Annotated in this window: 14 protein-coding genes; 7 read left to right on the forward strand and 7 right to left on the reverse strand. The window is 67.2% G+C overall.

The features are described 5' to 3' along the window. Position 1 precedes the first annotated feature (1 nt). From pssA to ACPGXI_RS01220, 4 genes are read right to left on the reverse strand one after another with little or no spacing between them, the layout of a single operon-like run. On the reverse strand, positions 2 to 865 hold the full coding sequence (gene pssA / locus ACPGXI_RS01205) for a CDP-diacylglycerol--serine O-phosphatidyltransferase (protein WP_526648970.1): 864 nt from the start codon (positions 863 to 865) through the stop codon (positions 2 to 4). Then, positions 862 to 1,560, reverse strand: coding sequence for a phosphatidylserine decarboxylase (locus ACPGXI_RS01210; protein WP_526648972.1), 699 nt, complete (start codon positions 1,558 to 1,560; stop codon positions 862 to 864). The genes pssA and ACPGXI_RS01210 overlap by 4 nt, the downstream gene beginning before the upstream one ends. 52 nt (positions 1,561 to 1,612) lie before the next feature. Further along, positions 1,613 to 2,932: a molybdopterin molybdotransferase MoeA gene (gene moeA, locus ACPGXI_RS01215; RefSeq protein WP_526648974.1), complete on the reverse strand. Its 1,320-nt coding sequence runs from the start codon at positions 2,930 to 2,932 to the stop codon at positions 1,613 to 1,615. A 13-nt stretch (positions 2,933 to 2,945) separates the two neighbouring features. Then, a complete protein-coding gene (locus ACPGXI_RS01220) occupies positions 2,946 to 3,863 on the reverse strand; it encodes an oxidoreductase (RefSeq protein ID WP_526648976.1) in 918 nt (305 codons plus the stop codon). A gap of 41 nt (positions 3,864 to 3,904) precedes the next feature. On the opposite strand from ACPGXI_RS01220, the gene ACPGXI_RS01225 reads away from it, so the two are divergent. Genes ACPGXI_RS01225 through ACPGXI_RS01235 form a run of 3 tightly spaced genes read left to right on the forward strand, consistent with a single transcriptional unit; the run spans position 3,905 to position 6,736 of the window. Beyond that, on the forward strand, positions 3,905 to 4,387 hold the full coding sequence (locus tag ACPGXI_RS01225; RefSeq protein ID WP_526648978.1) for a PH domain-containing protein: 483 nt from the start codon (positions 3,905 to 3,907) through the stop codon (positions 4,385 to 4,387). Further along, entirely contained in the window at positions 4,384 to 5,901 is a 1,518-nt protein-coding gene (locus tag ACPGXI_RS01230; RefSeq protein ID WP_526648980.1) for a PH domain-containing protein, read from the forward strand. The genes ACPGXI_RS01225 and ACPGXI_RS01230 overlap by 4 nt, the downstream gene beginning before the upstream one ends. 19 nt (positions 5,902 to 5,920) lie before the next feature. Then, positions 5,921 to 6,736 (forward strand): HAD-IIA family hydrolase, encoded by an 816-nt coding sequence (locus ACPGXI_RS01235; protein ID WP_526648982.1) that lies wholly within the window; start codon positions 5,921 to 5,923, stop codon positions 6,734 to 6,736. Between the two features lie 150 nt (positions 6,737 to 6,886). On the opposite strand, the gene pcp is transcribed toward ACPGXI_RS01235, so the two are convergent. After that, positions 6,887 to 7,555 carry a pyroglutamyl-peptidase I gene (pcp, locus tag ACPGXI_RS01240; RefSeq protein ID WP_526648984.1) on the reverse strand — a complete coding sequence of 223 codons (669 nt, stop codon included), beginning with the start codon at positions 7,553 to 7,555 and terminating at the stop codon, positions 6,887 to 6,889. 9 nt (positions 7,556 to 7,564) lie between these two features. Beyond that, on the reverse strand, positions 7,565 to 9,265 hold the full coding sequence (locus ACPGXI_RS01245; RefSeq protein ID WP_526648986.1) for a DEAD/DEAH box helicase: 1,701 nt from the start codon (positions 9,263 to 9,265) through the stop codon (positions 7,565 to 7,567). Positions 9,266 to 9,553: 288 nt separating this feature from the next. On the opposite strand from ACPGXI_RS01245, the gene groL reads away from it, so the two are divergent. Then, on the forward strand, positions 9,554 to 11,185 hold the full coding sequence (gene groL / locus ACPGXI_RS01250; protein WP_526648988.1) for a chaperonin GroEL: 1,632 nt from the start codon (positions 9,554 to 9,556) through the stop codon (positions 11,183 to 11,185). 167 nt (positions 11,186 to 11,352) lie between these two features. On the opposite strand, the gene ACPGXI_RS01255 is transcribed toward groL, so the two are convergent. Continuing rightward, the gene (locus ACPGXI_RS01255) at positions 11,353 to 13,125 is read right to left on the reverse strand and encodes an N-acyl-D-amino-acid deacylase family protein (protein ID WP_526648990.1); all 1,773 of its coding nucleotides are present in this window, start codon (positions 13,123 to 13,125) and stop codon (positions 11,353 to 11,355) included. A 59-nt stretch (positions 13,126 to 13,184) separates the two neighbouring features. Between ACPGXI_RS01255 and ACPGXI_RS01260 the strand changes: the two genes are divergently transcribed. The 3 genes from ACPGXI_RS01260 to ACPGXI_RS01270 all read left to right on the forward strand — a co-directional run bounded on the left by ACPGXI_RS01260 (position 13,185) and on the right by ACPGXI_RS01270 (position 16,214). Then, positions 13,185 to 13,706 (forward strand): mycothiol transferase, encoded by a 522-nt coding sequence (locus tag ACPGXI_RS01260; RefSeq protein WP_526648992.1) that lies wholly within the window; start codon positions 13,185 to 13,187, stop codon positions 13,704 to 13,706. 73 nt (positions 13,707 to 13,779) lie between these two features. Then, on the forward strand, positions 13,780 to 15,309 hold the full coding sequence (locus ACPGXI_RS01265) for an aldehyde dehydrogenase family protein (protein ID WP_526648994.1): 1,530 nt from the start codon (positions 13,780 to 13,782) through the stop codon (positions 15,307 to 15,309). Between the two features lie 56 nt (positions 15,310 to 15,365). Then, positions 15,366 to 16,214 carry a hypothetical protein gene (locus ACPGXI_RS01270; RefSeq protein WP_526648996.1) on the forward strand — a complete coding sequence of 283 codons (849 nt, stop codon included), beginning with the start codon at positions 15,366 to 15,368 and terminating at the stop codon, positions 16,212 to 16,214. Positions 16,215 to 16,224: the final 10 nt, after the last annotated feature.

Here is a 16,224-nt window from a genome sequence, read left to right on the forward strand (position 1 = left end):
GTCAGCCCCTCGGTGGCCTACGCAGACCCAGGCGCATCATCGACCGACGATGTGGCTGGGCGCGACGGATGGCCCGCCGCGCGGCGCGTTGCTGGCGCGGCTTGTCGTCCCAGACCTCGGGGTGCGCGGCAAGGAATCGCCGGGTGCGGATGGCGAACGGGATGTGCACGACGTAGGCCACGATGATCACCAGGATCACCAGGTAGCCGTACAGGATCGCGGCGGCCACGCCGATGGCCAGCAGTGCCAGTAGCGGCGCGACCATGCTGGGCGGCACCGCGAAGGTGTGAATCTTGCGCATCGGCAGGGTGCTGACCACCAACAGCGAGAGGGTGATCATCCAGATCACGACGGCCGGCTCTGAGGTCCACCAGCCGTCGCCGAACTGCATTTTTGCCGCCAGTGGCCCGATCGCCCCGATCGCCCCTGCGGGGGCGGGCATGCCGACGAAGTACTTCTTCTCGTAGTCGGGTTTGTCGAGGTCGAGCATCGCGTTGAAGCGCGCCAACCGCAGCACGATGCACACCGCGTAGAGCAGCACCACGATCCAGCCGATCCGTGACGTGGACAGCAGCGTGCCGTACACGATGAAAGCCGGTGCAACACCGAAGTTCACGGCGTCCGCGAGCGAGTCGATCTCCGCGCCCATGCGCGAGCTCACTTTGAGCGCCCGGGCCACTCGACCATCGAGCGCGTCCAGGATCGCCGCGATCGCCAGGAATGCCATCGCCTCTGTGGATCGGCCCTCGAGCGCGAATTTGACTGAGCTCAGACCGAAGCAGATTGCGGCGACCGTCATCGCGCTGGGCAGGATTCGGACGCTCATGACCGGCGTTTTGATGCGGTGTTTGCGGGGCTTGATCATGACAGCTCGGCCAGCACGGTCTCGCCGGCCAGAGCCCGCTGCCCGACCTCCACCAGGATGTTGGACCCCGCGGGCAGGTAGGTGTCCAGTCGCGAGCCGTACCGGATCAGACCATAGGTGTCGCCGATACCGATGCTGTCGCCGCGTTTGACGTCGCAGACGATCCGGCGCGCGAGCAGGCCGGCGATCTGCACCGCGACGACCTCGGCCCCCTCAGGGGAACGGATCACGACGCTGTTGCGCTCGTTGTCTGCACTGGCCGACGCCAGATCGGCGGAGACGAACAGGCCGGGGCGGTGCGCCACGGCAGTGACTTCACCACCGATCGGCGCTCGTTGGACGTGAGCGTCCAGTAGGGACAGGAAGATGCTGATGCGCGGCACCGGCGTCGCGGCAAGACCGAGTTCACTCGGTGGTATCTCTTCGTCGACCAGGCAGATGAGCCCGTCGGCCGGTGCGACCACCAGGCCCGGGCGGGTCGGAGGCCGGCGCGGCGGGTGACGAAAGAATGCGGCGTTGGCTGCCGCGGAGGCGAGTCCGGCGCGGCGCAGCCAGCGGTTCCGACGCCCCGCCAGTGCGACCGCCAGGCTCACGCCGACGAACGGCAAGCCTTCGGGGTGCATCGGGGGCACGGTGGAACGAACCAGGGCTACCAGCCGCGCTGGGCCTGTTTTGAGGTCGGGGCGTCTGGCCATCGTGCAGCGATTCTACGGTGCAGCCGTTGGCGAGCGCTGGCACGCGGAGAAACTAGCGCAGGTCCCACACCTGCACACGCTGGCCGGCAGCAACCTCGACGGTGTCCTCGGCGAGTTCGAGCAGACAGTTCGCCGAGGCCAGCCAACGCAGATGATGCGAGGCCGGAGGCCCGTAGCTGGTCACCGTGGCTGCGGCTGGGCCGTCTTCCAGCACGCCGCGACGAAACTGTCGCTTGCCGCGTGGCGAAGTGAGATTCTCGGCCAGTATCGCGGTGCGCCGCGGCCGGTCGGGGTTCGGCAGCCCCATGGCGGCACGCAGCGCCGGCCGGACGAACACCTCGAAGGACACCAGCGCACTGACCGGGTTGCCGGGCAGCGTGACAATGGGCGTCCTGGCAATGGGCGTCCTGGCAATGGGCGCCGTGACAGTGGGCGTTGCGGCAGCGTCCTCTCCTTTGGCGTCCTCTCCTTTGGCGTCCTCTCCGTCGGCGTCCCCGAAAGTCCCAGCGCCCTGCGGCATTCCGGGCTGCATCGCGACTTTGACGAACTCGACGGTTCCCGACAATGCGTCCTTGACCACCTCATAGGCCCCCGCGCTGACACCGCCGGTGGTGATGATCAGGTCGACCCGGTCACCGCCACAGCCAGTCCAGCCGCGCAGTGTCTCGCGGAACACGTCGACGTCGTCACCGGTCATCGGCGCTGCCACCACTTCGCCGCCCGCCTCGCGTACCGCGGCCGCCAGCATCACCGCGTTGGACTCGTAGATCTGACCCGGCTCTAGCGGCGTACCCGGTGCCACCAACTCGGTTCCGGTCGACATCACCAGCACCCGTTGGCGCGGTACCACGCTCAGCTCGGCCAGTCCGAGTGCGGCCGCCAGGCCCAGCACGGCGGGCGTGACCGCCTGACCGGTCCGTAACACCGTCGCACCTGAGGTGACGTCCTCGCCCGCCCGGCGGATGTGTTGGCCCGGCCGGACGCTCGCGCGGATGGTGACGGTGTCGATCGCGCCGTCGGTGGCCTCCACGGGCACCACCCCCGTTGCCCCCGCGGGCAGCGGCGCACCGGTCATGATCCGCTGCGCGGTACCGGCGGTGATAGTCGTGGGGTCCGTGCGGCCGGCCGGAATGTCCTCGGTGACGGGAAGACGCACGGGGGTGTCCTCGGACGCCGTCGCGATGTCGTCGACGATGACGGCGTAGCCGTCCATCGCGGAGTTGTCGAAACCGGGCAGCGACAACGGTGCGACCACATCCTCGGCGAGAACGAGGCCCAACGCTGCGGTGCTGTGGGTGACCGGCAGTGTCATCGGCGGTCGTGCGGAGATCAGGGCGGCAACCAGCTGCCGATGCTCATCGACGGAGCGCATCACACTGAGGATTTCACGTTGGGAACTTCACGCCGGTCAGGTCCTCGGACACCGTCCACAAACGTTGCTGCACCGCGGCGTCGTGTGACTTGCCGGTGGATTGCACCACCACCGGGTGGCCCACCAACTCGCGGAAGCCCGAAGGCCCGAAGTACTGGCCGCCCCTCGCTGCAGGATCGGTCGCGGCCCGCAGCGTCGCAAGCGCGCCGATCGGCGGGCTGTTGGTGACCAGTCCGGCGAGCAGATGGAAGCCGGGCAGTCCGGAGCCGGGGACATGGCGCATGAGCTCAGTGTTCGAAATGCCAGGATGGGCGGCGACGGCAATGGTCTTCGCGCCGCCGGCCAACAGCCTGCGGTCTAGCTCGTAGGTGAACATGAGATTCGCGAGCTTGGATTGACCGTAAGCGGCGACGCGGTTGTAGCTGCGGTCGGATTGCAGATCGTCGAAATGAATGTCGGCCTGGATGTTGTGGGCGATGCTGGCCACGGTAACCACTCGCGAACCCTCGACGCCGAGTAGTCGATCCAGCAGCAGACCGGTCAGCGCAAAGTGGCCGAGATGGTTGGTGCCGAACTGCAATTCGAAGCCGTCGGCGGTGCTCTGCTTCGGCGGGTACATGACCCCGGCGTTGTTGATCAGCAGGTCGATCCGCGGGTACGTCGCACGCATCGCCGCCGCAGCAGCGCGCACGCTGGCCAGGGACGACAGGTCGAGTTCCTGTACGGCGAGATCGGCGCCCGGATGGCCACGGGCGATCTCGTCGACGGCCTGCTTGCCCTTGCCGAGGTCGCGCACCGCCACCACGACGTGGGCGCCGTTGGCGGCCAGCACGGACGCGGCTTCGTATCCGATCCCGGAGTTGGCTCCGGTGACGACGGCCACGCGGCCGGATTGATCGGGTATATCGGCTGTCGTCCACTTAGCGCTCATGAGTTCAACATACGTCGGCGCGCATAGGTCATGCTCGACACATGGATCTCGGTGAACCGACGCATCGCCCGAGCCCCAAGGCACCGATGGTGTGGGCACTCGGGGCGGCAATCCCGTGGCTGTTCTTGGTGGTGGCGCAGGCGGTGTGGTTCGCCGTCGACCCGCGTCCGACCTGGCTGCATGTGTTGGCGCTGCTCGGCACGGTACTCGGAATCGCGGTGTTCGTGGTGGTGGTCCCATTGTGGCGGTACCGCGTGCACCGGTGGGACGTCGATCCCACCGCGGTGTACACCCGATCGGGTTGGCTGACCCAAGAGCGACGGATCGCCCCGATCTCGCGGGTTCAGACCGTGGACACGCATCGGGGTCCGCTTGATCGGGTCTTCGGGTTGGCCAACGTGACGGTGACGACGGCCTCGTCGGCCGGCGCGGTGCGCATCGTTGCGCTGGACGCCGACGTCGCCGACCGGGTGGTGAGCCGGCTCACCGACATCGCCGCACTCGGGGGCGAGGACGCCACATGACTCAGGCGGCAGGGCCGGATTGGCTCGGGGGTCAGGAATGGATACGCCTGAGTCCCCGAATGCTCCTCGTGCATCCGGTGCATGAGGTGCTGCGCCAGATTCCGGTCCTGATCGGGTCGCTGGTGCTCGGGTCCGCGACCGGCAACCCGGTCTGGGCGGTGGTCGGCGTCGGCCTCGTCGTGGGCTACGGGCTGGCGCGATGGTTCACCACGACCTACCGCATCGGCTCCGAGGAGGTGCAGTTGCGCAGCGGCGTCCTGCAGCGAAAGGTGCTCTCCGTACCACGCAACAGGATTCGTTCGGTGTCTACCGACGCACGGCTGCTGCACCGGGTGCTCGGCCTGACGGTGCTGCGGGTGAGCACTGGGCAGGAAGCCGCCGGGGACACGTCCTTCGCGCTGGACGCGGTGCCCGCACGGGAGGTGCCGGCGCTGCGGGCCACCCTGTTGGCCGAATCGCCGGCTCACATCGGCCCGGCGGGTATCGGCCCCGCCGGAACATCAGGCCGGGTGCTGGCCCGCTGGCAGCTGTCCTGGCTGCGCTACAGCCCGCTGACCTTCACCGGGCTGCTGATGATCGCGGGGACAATCGGTGTGCTCTCCCAGGCGGGAGTGCTTGCCGCCCTTCGGGACTCCCGCGCCGTTCGGGCGGGTACCGGATTGTTCGAGGCGATGGGCGCGGTCGGCAGCTTCTTGGTCGGTGCGGCGGTGATACTCACCGCCTCGGTGGCGCTCTCGGTGTCGCAGTCACTTCTGACCTACGCCAACCTGGAGCTGCGGCGTGACGCCGACCTGCTACATCTGTCGAATGGTCTGCTGCGCGTTAGGGAGAGCACTTTCGACATGCGCCGGCTGCGCGGCGGCTCGCTGCGCGAACCGCTGCTGGTACGCCTCTTCGGCGGCGCGCGACTGGACGCCGTGATGACCGGCGTCGCCGGGGTGGGGGAGGCGTCACAACTTCTTCCACCGTGCCCGCGGCGTACCGCCGAGTCGGTGCTGGCCGACCTCATCTCCGAACCGGACGCGGTCACCGGCGCGGTGACGCCGCATGGATCGGTGGCCACCCGTCGGCGCTGGAACAGGGCGATGGCGTTACCTGCTGTTGTGGCCCTCGTGCTGGTGGTCCTGACCGCTACCGTGGGTGCGCCCGCCTGGACGTGGCCGGCGCTGGCGGTGCTGGTGCTGTTCAGCGCTTTTCTGGCCGTCGATCGGTCCCGGTCGCTCGGGCATCGGGTGGGCGGCGGCTGGCTGGTGGCCCGGGCGGGCAGCCTGGTGCGACGCCGCGACTGCGTGTCCGCCGCCGGCATCGTCGGGTGGACGGTGCGCCAGACGGTGCTGCAACGCAGGGCCGGGGTGGCCACGTTGATCGCCGCGACCGCGGCCGGGGTGAAGCGCTACGAGGTCATCGACGTGCCCGCTGACCTGGCCTGGTCGATGGCAGCGGTGACGTCCCCGTGGGTAGGTGCTACCCGGTGGGCCCGGAACCAACCCGATTTCCAGTTGCGCTCCCCGTAACGCGGTTTACTGTCGCACCATGGCTATCGGTGGCGTGCTCTTCGACATCGATGGCGTGCTGGTGACCTCGTGGGAACCGATTCCCGGCGCGGCCGAGACGCTGCGCACGTTGGCCGACAACCAGGTCGCCTGCGCTTACCTGACCAACACGACCACCCGAACCCGCGGACAGATCGCCCAACTGCTGACCGACGCCGGGATGAACGTCAGCGCTGACGAGGTGATCACCGCCGCCGTTCTGACGGCGGACTATGTCCGCAGTCGCTACCCCGATGCCCGGTGCTTCTTGGTCAACAGCGGCCAAATCGCCGAGGACATGCCCGGGATCGATCTGGTGTACTCCAGCGAGTTCACCGGGCAGCGCGCGCCGGAGACCCCCGACGTGGTGCTGCTCGGCGGTGCCGGGCCGGCGTTCAGCCACCTCACCCTGTCCTGGGTCTACGACTGGATGGCTCAAGGGGTTCCCGTGGTGGCCATGCACCGCAGTACCGCCTGGACCACCGCCGACGGTCTGCGCATCGACACCGGCATGTACCTGATCGGGATGGAGCAGACCTCAGGGCGCCACGTCACCGCTGTCGGCAAGCCGGCGCCCGAGGGCTTCCTGTCCGCCGCTGGGCGGCTCGGCGTCGACCCCGACGAGATGCACATGGTCGGCGATGACCTCAATAACGACGTGCTCGCCGCCCAGGTGGTCGGAATGACCGGAGTGCTGGTGCGTACCGGCAAGTTCCGTCAGGACACCCTGGACCGTTGGGCCGCAGATGAATTCGCGATGCAACCCAATTACGTCATCGACTCGGTGAGCGACCTTCCGGAGCTGCTGGGGTGTTAGCGGATTCGGCGTGGTTGTCAACTCTCAGCGACGAGAACCACGCCGAAATCATCGAAGTGGTCAGCCCGGAAATCCCAGGAATTGGCTACTCAGGCGAAAGCCGTTGCTGTTGAGAATCATTGGGTGGTCATGCCGGTGACCGATGGTCGGCTAGATCTGCAAGCGCGACAGGAACGGTTCGCTGATGTCGACATCGCATGTGAGGGCCGCCTCGATACTGGCGGCGACACCAGACGCCAGCGTATCCACCGACATGCTGGGAGCGCCCAGGTTACGGTCGAGGGCGGCGACCTCGGGCAGATACGGCAGGTGCAGCCAGCCCGCCCGGATCGGTAGGTTATTGACGGCGATGTGGTGGAGCATTCCGTACATCAAGTGGTTGCACACGAAAGTGCCGGCGGCATCGGATAAGTCGGCCGGGACCCCGGCGCGGCGCATCGCGACCACCATGGCGCGGTTGGGAGTGGTCGACCAATAGGCGACCGGACCGTCGGGCGCGGTGGGTTCACCGCCCAACACCTTGCCGGCGGTGTCGGCCACGCCGTACCGCGCGCAGTCGTTGAGGTTTTGCGCCAACCGTTCAACGGTGATCATGGCGCGGCCACCGAACTCGCCGAGCATGATCAACAGATCGGGACTTTGCTCTTCCACCGCGTGCACGGTGGCCTCGATGGCCTCGAAGTAGGCGCCCGGAACGATCCGAGCTACCACCGAAGCCCCGGCAATGACGCTGCCGTCCACAGCTTCAGCGGCCCGTTGGGCAGGGTTCGTCGGTGTATCCGCGTAGGGTCCAAAACCGGTGACCAGCACCTTCGACATTCTTTAGCCTCACTCCGAGTACTTCCGGGCCAGCGTACGCGTGGCCTCGATCCGGGCCTTGAGCTGATCTGTGGTGGCCGCGGCGATAGGGGGACCGCCACAAATTCGTCGCAGCTCGTTGTGAATCCAACCGTGCGATCTGCCGGTGCGGTGGTGGGCCACCGCCACCAGCGTGTTGAGCTCGCGACGCAACTCGCGCAGCTGGCCGTGCGTCGACGGTCGCGGTGCCTCATTGCCGGCAGTCCGCTTGGTGAGCTGCGCTTTTTGCCTGCGCCGCAATAGGTCTCGCATTGCCGCGGCATCCAGTAGACCGGGAATGCCGAGGTAGTCGGCCTCCTCGTCGCTGCCCGCAGGCGTCGCGGTGCCGAACGACGAACCGTCGAAGATGACCTGATCGAGTTCGGCGTCGGCCCCGAGGTATTCGATCCCGGTGTCCGCATCGTCAGGCTCGTCGCGCTTCTGCTCGGCCAGTTCGGCGTCGAGTGGGTCCTCGAGCGTCTCGCGGTGCGGCTTACCGAGGATGTGATTGCGCTGGGCCTCCATCTCGCTGGCGAGCAGCAGGAGGTTCGGCACCGAGGGCAGGAAGATGCTGGCGGATTCACCGGGCTGCCGCGATCGCACGAACCGGCCGATCGCCTGGGCGAAGAACAGCGGCGTCGATGCACTGGTGGCGTAGACGCCGACGGCCAGTCGTGGCACATCGACGCCCTCGGACACCATGCGCACGGCCACCAGCCACCGTGAGGTGCCCGCCGCGAACTTCGAGATTCGGTCCGAGGAGCCCTTGTCGTCGGAGAGCACCACGGTGGGTGCCTCGCCGGTGATGGTGCGCAGCAGGTCGGCGTAGGCGCGGGCCGCGGCCTGGTCGGAGGCGATGATCATGCCGCCGGCATCGGGCACGTGCTGGCGCAGACCCCGCAGGCGGGTGTCGGCCGCGGAGATGACAGCGGGCATCCATTCGCCGGCCGGATTGAGCGCCGTCTTCCACGCTCGGGCGGTCTGCTCGGCGGTCAGTGGTTCGCCGAGGCGGGCCGCGTGTTCCGCACCCGCGCTGTCGCGCCACCGGGACTCGCTGGAGTAGGCCATGAACATCACCGGCCGGACGACCCCGTCGGCGAGCGCGTCTGAGTAGCCGTAGGCGTGGTCGGCCTTCGATTGTCTGAACCCCGCACCGTCGCCTTCGTAGGTGACGAACGGGATGGCATTGTCGTCGCTGCGAAACGGGGTACCGGTGAGTGCCAGCCGCCGGGTTGCGTCGTCGAACGCCTCACGGATGGCCTCACCCCAACTCTTGGCGTCGCCGCCGTGATGGATCTCATCGAAGACGACCAGCGTCTTGCGGTTCTCGGTGCGCACCCGGTGCCGGGTGGGATGGCTGGCGACCTGGGCGTAGGTGACGACGACGCCGTGGTACTCCGACGAGTTCTGCGAGTTGGAGTTGGAGAACTTCGGGTCCAGCGCGATGCCGTGCTGCGCGGCGGCCCGGGCCCACTGGATCTTGAGGTGCTCAGTGGGGACGACGACGGTGACTGTCTCGATGGCGCCCTCGGTGAGCAGCTCGGTGATGACCCGCAGCGCAAATGCCGTCTTGCCGGCGCCCGGGGTCGCCACCGCGAGAAAATCGCGCGGTCTGGCGGCGAGATATTTCACCAGCGCCCGTCGCTGCCAGCCCCGCAGAGCCTGGGTGCTGGGCGCTGCGTCAGCCCGCACCCGAAGCCTCCTCTCGACCGGAATGCAGTCTAGGGCAGGCGGTTCCGCGATTGCATATTCGTCCGGCGTGTCCGGCGCCGCGTGTCGTTTCGGCACCGGGCACCGGGCCTTCCTTGCACTCGCCCAGGCCGAGTGCTAAGAATGACGTTGGCACTCGCGACCGGCGAGTGCTAGGTCGGGACGGTGAGGCCTGGGTCCGCACCTGCGGGGCACACCCAGGCCGTCCGTCGCGGGCACTGCGCCCGACCAGCAAGACGTGCATCCCCAATCCGGAGGAAACACTTCGCAATGGCCAAGACAATTGCGTATGACGAAGAGGCCCGCCGTGGCCTCGAGCGGGGACTTAACGCCCTCGCCGACGCGGTAAAGGTGACGCTGGGGCCCAAGGGTCGCAACGTCGTCCTGGAGAAGAAGTGGGGCGCTCCCACGATCACCAACGATGGCGTGTCCATCGCCAAGGAGATCGAGCTGGAGGACCCCTACGAGAAGATCGGCGCTGAGCTGGTCAAAGAGGTCGCCAAGAAGACTGACGACGTCGCCGGCGACGGCACCACCACGGCCACCGTGCTGGCCCAGGCGCTGGTCCGCGAGGGCCTGCGCAACGTTGCGGCGGGTGCCAACCCGCTCGGCCTCAAGCGCGGCATCGAGAAGGCCGTGGAAAAAGTCACGGAAGGTCTCCTCAAGAGCGCCAAGGAGGTCGAGACCAAGGATCAGATCGCTGCCACGGCCGCGATCTCGGCCGGCGACATCCAAATCGGTGAGCTCATCGCCGAGGCGATGGACAAGGTGGGCAACGAGGGTGTCATCACCGTCGAGGAGTCCAACACCTTCGGCCTTCAGCTCGAGCTCACCGAGGGTATGCGCTTCGACAAGGGCTACATCTCGGGCTACTTCGTGACTGACGCCGAGCGTCAGGAAGCCGTCCTGGAGGATCCCTACATCCTGCTGGTCAGCTCCAAGGTGTCGACCGTCAAGGATCTGCTGCCGCTGCTGGAGAAGGTCATCCAGGCCGGCAAGCCGTTGCTGATCATCGCCGAGGACGTCGAGGGCGAGGCCCTGTCGACCCTGGTGGTCAACAAGATCCGCGGCACTTTCAAGTCCGTCGCCGTCAAGGCTCCGGGCTTCGGTGACCGTCGCAAGGCCATGCTGCAGGACATCGCGATCCTCACAGGTGGTCAGGTAGTCAGCGAAGAGGTCGGTCTGTCCCTCGAAACCGCCGACATCGCGATGCTGGGTACCGCCCGCAAGGTCGTCGTGACCAAGGACGAGACCACCGTGATCGAGGGTGCCGGCGATGCCGACGCGATCCAGGGCCGGGTGGCCCAGATTCGTGCCGAGATCGAGAACAGCGACTCCGACTACGACCGCGAGAAGCTGCAGGAGCGTCTGGCCAAGCTGGCCGGCGGTGTTGCGGTGATCAAGGCCGGAGCTGCCACCGAGGTGGAGCTCAAGGAGCGCAAGCACCGCATCGAGGACGCCGTCCGCAACGCGAAGGCCGCCGTCGAGGAGGGCATCGTCGCCGGTGGCGGCGTGGCCCTGCTGCAATCGGCGCCCTCGCTGGACGAGCTGAAACTGGAGGGCGACGAGGCCACTGGGGCCAACATCGTCCGGGTCTCGCTGTCGGCCCCGCTCAAGCAGATCGCCCTCAACGGTGGTCTGGAGCCGGGTGTCGTCGCGGAGAAGGTGAGCAACCTTCCCGCCGGTCACGGCTTGAACGCCGCGACCGTGGAGTACGAGGACCTGCTCAAGGCCGGCGTTGCCGACCCGGTGAAGGTCACCCGCTCTGCGCTGCAGAACGCGGCGTCCATCGCGGCGCTGTTCCTCACCACCGAGGCCGTCGTGGCCGACAAGCCGGAGAAGGCCGCCGCTGCACCCATGGGTGGCGACCCGACCGGTGGCATGGGTGGCATGGACTTCTAGTCCGAAGCTGCATTTCACGAACACGGGAAAGCCCGGCTCACATGCGAGCCGGGCTTTTTCGTGCGTGGGTGCGGGCGCTCAGTGGGTGCGGGCGCTCAGTGAGCGTGGGGCGCTCAGCGGCGGGCGTGAAGTTATCGGCACGCTCGCGGTCCGCCGTGCGAATGGCTTCACGCTCGGTCGGGGGAAGCTTGGCGGCCCCTGATCAGCTTTCCGGGAAGGTACCCGGTGGGCACTCCGTTCTCGGCGATCACCTCGCCGGAGACGACGGTCGCGACGTAGCCGTCTGCGGTCTGGTCGAGCCGGCGGCCGCCTGCGGGCAGATCGTAGGCGATCACCGGCTTGTGCAGGGTCAGAGCGGCGTGGTCGATGACGTTGAGGTCTGCCTTGTAGCCGACGGCGAGGCGGCCACGGTCGGCAAGGCCCGCGACCCGGGCGGGTACTGACGTCAACTCGCGCACCGCCTCGGCCACGGTCAGACGGCCCGATGCGCGATCCCGGGCCCAGTGCGCCAGCATGTAGGTGGGGAAGCTCGCGTCGCAGATCATTCCGTAATGCGCGCCGCCGTCGCCCAGTCCGAGTACCACGTCGTCGCGCCGGATCAACTCGGCGACGGTGTCCAGTGAGGCATCGCGGAAGTTGGCCAGCGTGATGAGCAGCATCGCGTGACCGTCGTCGTCGAGCACCCGGTCATACGCCTCTTCGAGCGGGCTCACCCCACGGGCGTCGGCGCGCGCTGCGATGCTCTGGGAGGGTTCGGGCTCGTAGTTCGGCGGGTCATCCAGCGGGAACATCCAGTCCCAGGCCTGAGTGGCGAACATCAGCGGATGTCCGTCGCTGGCCGGTTTATCGGCCAGAATGCGTTCCCGCACTTCGGGTTTACGCATCTCTGCGACGCGCTCAACCAATGGTAGGTGAGCGATCTCCCGGTAGCTCGGGTAGAGCACGAAAGGGTTGCCGGACAACTCGAGGCCGATCACCAGGCCGATGGGGCGCGGGAAGACTTGCGCGGTCACGCGGGGCCCGGTTGCCCCGACATCGCGATTAGCCTTCTCGACCATGAGGAGCGCGTCGGCATAGACGGGGTCACCGGCGTTGCCGACCGCAAGGGTGAACGTCACCGGCAGGCCGACGTCTTCGGCGACGTCGAACACCGTCTTCAACGCGGGTTCGTAGTCACCGGCGACGAGGTCGGGTACGAACTGAAGCAAGCCGCCGCCACTGTCCTTGATGCCCTCGGCGATAGCTTCGAATTCGGCATGGGCGGCGCCATAACTCGGTATCGGATGGCCACTTTCGCTCTTGTGCAGGGTTAGTTGGGACGACGCGAAGCCCAGCGCGCCGACCTGTATCGCCTCGGCGGCGAGCTTGCGCATGAGGGCCAGATCCTCCGCTGTAGCGGGTTCCCGCTCGACGCCCCGTCGGCCCATCACGTAGACGCGCAACGGTGAGTGCGGCAGGAAGGCCGCGACGTCGATGTCCCTCGATCGGCCGTCGAGTTCATCGAGGAACTCGGGGAACGTCTCCCACGTCCACGGGAGGCCGTCGACCATGACGACCCCGGGGATGTCCTCGACACCGGCCATCACATCGACGAGCGTGTCGTGATCCTCGGCCCGGCACGGCGCGAAGCCGACACCGCAGTTGCCCATCACGGCGGTCGTCACGCCATGCGCCGACGATGGGGTCATGCGGTCCGACCAGATGGCCTGACCGTCGTAGTGGGTGTGCAGGTCGACGAAGCCGGGTGTGACGAGCAGGCCGGTCGCGTCGATCTCGCGGGCTCCCGCCGCGTCCGGAACCCGGTCGGCGGTGCCGATGGGTTGGTCTGCACCGACGACGGCGGCGATGACGCCGTCGCGTACGGCCACGTCGCCGACGAACGGCTCGCCACCGAGACCGTCGACGATGGTTCCGCCACGAATGACTAGGTCGAATGTCATGGCTCGAATGTACGGTGAATTCATGATCGACGGATTTGGAACCAACGGTGCCGGCTCGCATGGTTGACGCCGCCACCTCCGCGGCCCACGAGTTGCTCCGCGACTCCTTCACCCGCCTGATCGAGCACGTGGACGAGCTGACCGACGGGCTCACCGAAGCCCTTGCCTACTATCGGCCGACGCCAGAGGCCAACACGATCGCCTGGTTGATCTGGCACAGCGCCCGCATCCAGGACGCGCAATTGTGCGATATCGCAGACATCGAGCAGGTGTGGTTTCGCGACGGCTGGGTGGACCGGTTCGCCCTCGATCTGCCGCGCGACGCGCACGGCTATGGTCACACCCCCGAAGAGGTGGCCAAGGTGCGCGCATCAGCGCAGCTGCTTGGCGGTTACTACCACGCCGTGCACAAGGTGTCGCTGGAGTACATCGCCTCGATATCGCCCGACGAACTGGCCCGGGTCGTGGACGAGCGGTGGACCCCACCGGTGACCGCGAGCGCGCGGCTCGTCAGCATCATCGACGATGCGGCACAGCACCTCGGTCAGGCGGCCTACCTCAGGGGTATCGCGGGCGAGTAACCCCTGAGCCATCGAACTTGACACGTGTCAACCCCGCGTCGACCTGGATCGCAGGAGTGGCTAGCATGGACTGATGACTGCGACGCCCGATGTGGAACTGCCCAGTCCGTTCACCGGCACCGGCACCGTCAAGAACCCGGCGACGGGGTCGATTGCCGGCGAAGTGCGCTGGACGGACCCCGCTGACGTACCCCACGTCGCGGCTGGTCTGCGCACCGCGCAGAAGGAATGGGAGGCACGCGGCCCGAAGGGGCGAGCGAAGGTGCTGGCCCGCTACGCGGTGTGGCTCGGCGAGCATCGCGCCGAGATCGAGCAACTGTTGATCGAGGAGACCGGCAAGTCCGCGGTGGATGCCGCCCAGGAAGTGCCGCTGATCATCATGATCGCCTCGTACTACATCAAGACGATGGAGAAGTTGCTTGCGCCGGAGTCTCGCCCGGCATCGCTGCCGTTCCTGGCGATCAAGAAGATCGCCGTGCACTACCGGCCTCGCGCGGTTACCGGCATCATCGCGCCGTGGAACTACCCGGTCGCCAACGCGCTGATGGATGCCATCGCCGCGCTCGCCGCCGGGTGCGCGGTGCTGTTGAAGCCGTCCGAGCGCACACCGCTGACCGCGGAACTGCTGCTGCGCGGTTGGCTGGACTCGGGTGCGCCCGAGGTGTTGGCACTGGTGCAGGGTGGCCGCGAGGCATCGGAGGCGGTTATCGACAACTCCGACTTCATCCAGTTCACCGGATCGAGCGCGACCGGCGTCAAAGTGATGGAGCGCGCTGCGCGCCGACTGACGCCGGTGAGCCTGGAACTGGGCGGTAAGGACCCGATGATCGTGCTGGAAGACGCCGACATCGAGTTGGCAGCGCACGCCGCGGTGTGGGGCGCGATGTTCAACGCCGGGCAGACCTGCGTGTCGGTCGAGCGGGTCTATGTGCTCGAGTCGGTGTACGACCAGTTCGTCGAGGCCGTGGTGCGCGACGTGGAGAAGCTGAAGAACGGCGCGGGCGAGGGCTACGACTTCGGCGCGTTGATCGATGGTCGTCAAGTGGCAGTCACCGAGCGACATGTCCGCGAGGCACTGGCCGCGGGCGCGAAGGCACTGACCGGTGGCGAACGTCCGGCGGATTCAGGCAACTTCTACCCGCCCACCGTGCTGGTCGACGTGGATCATTCGATGGCGTGCATGACCGAGGAGACGTTCGGCCCCACGTTGCCGATCATGAAGGTCGCCAGCGTCGACGAAGCCATCCGGTTGGCCAACGACAGTGAGTACGGGCTGTCCGCCGCGGTGTTTTCCCGCGATGTAGAGCGCGCGAAAGCCGTTGCAGTGCAGTTGGAGTGCGGCGCCGTCAACATCAACGACGTAATCTCCAACCTGATGTGTACGACCGCACCGATGGGTGGCTGGAAGAACTCGGGTATGGGTGTGCGCTTCGGTGGTGCTGAGGGTCTGCGCAAGTTCTGTCGCCAGGAAGTGATTGTGTCCCCGCGCAGCAACGTCGGCGCCGGCGGCAACTACTACAACAATTCCCACAAGGCGCTCAGTCGGATGAACACGCTGATGACCAAGCTCGCCTTGATCGGCCCCCGGCGCGGGGCGAAGTAGTCAACCAGGCCGACCAGCTGAGTTGAGGTCGGCCGCGCGTCCGGCAAGGAGGGCCGTTGCGGTTTCTGGTTGCCCTGATGCTCTGGCTCCTCACGACAGTTGCGCTGGCGATTGCGGTGCCCGCGCTGTGGGCACAACTGACCATCGTTGACGAGGACGGCTATGCCGCGTTGGCGGCGACGGCCGCCCAGGATCAGCGACTTCAGGAAGCGATGGCCGGCGAGCTCACCGAACAGGTGATCACGCTGGGCGCCGACAACGGATACCTGCTGAACCCAGAACTGGTCGACCAGGTCGCGGTCGCCTACACCCGAAACAGCGGATTCCCCGGCCAATTCGCCCAAGCGAACCGGATTGCGCACCGGTGGATGTTCACCGGGGCAGTTCCCAGCGGAAACTCCACCGACCAGTGGCTGATCGACGTCGCGCCGATGCTGTTGGACCCTTCTTTCGCTGCAACGCTCGGCAGCCTTGATCTCCAGGTACCCCAGACGATGACGGTGCCCATCACCGTCAACACACCCGAGTTGCAGCCCGGAAAGCTTCGGTGGCTGGCAACCTGGGGCCCGTGGGCCAGTGGCGCAATGGCATTGGTGACCGCGCTACTCGCTGCCCTGACGTTCCTCGCGGCCCGATCACGAGGCAAAGCGCTTATTGCTCTTGGGGTCTCGGCCCTCCTCGTAGGGGCAGCCGGGTGGGCCGGGATCGAGGTTGGACGTCGCGACGTCGAGGGCGCACTGAATCGCACGACCGGCGATATCCGTACCGTCGCTGAGGTCATGGTGGCTCACGCCGAGGACAGCCTGCATCTATGGCTCAACATCACGCTTCTCGGCGGCGCCGGACTGGTGGTCCTCGGGGCTATCGCGGCCGGGATCGGCGGCTTGCGGCGGCGACCGGAGTAGGCGAGCCTCG

This window comes from Mycobacterium sp., from assembly GCF_049608025.1.
In the GTDB taxonomy this organism is placed as follows: domain Bacteria; phylum Actinomycetota; class Actinomycetes; order Mycobacteriales; family Mycobacteriaceae; genus Mycobacterium.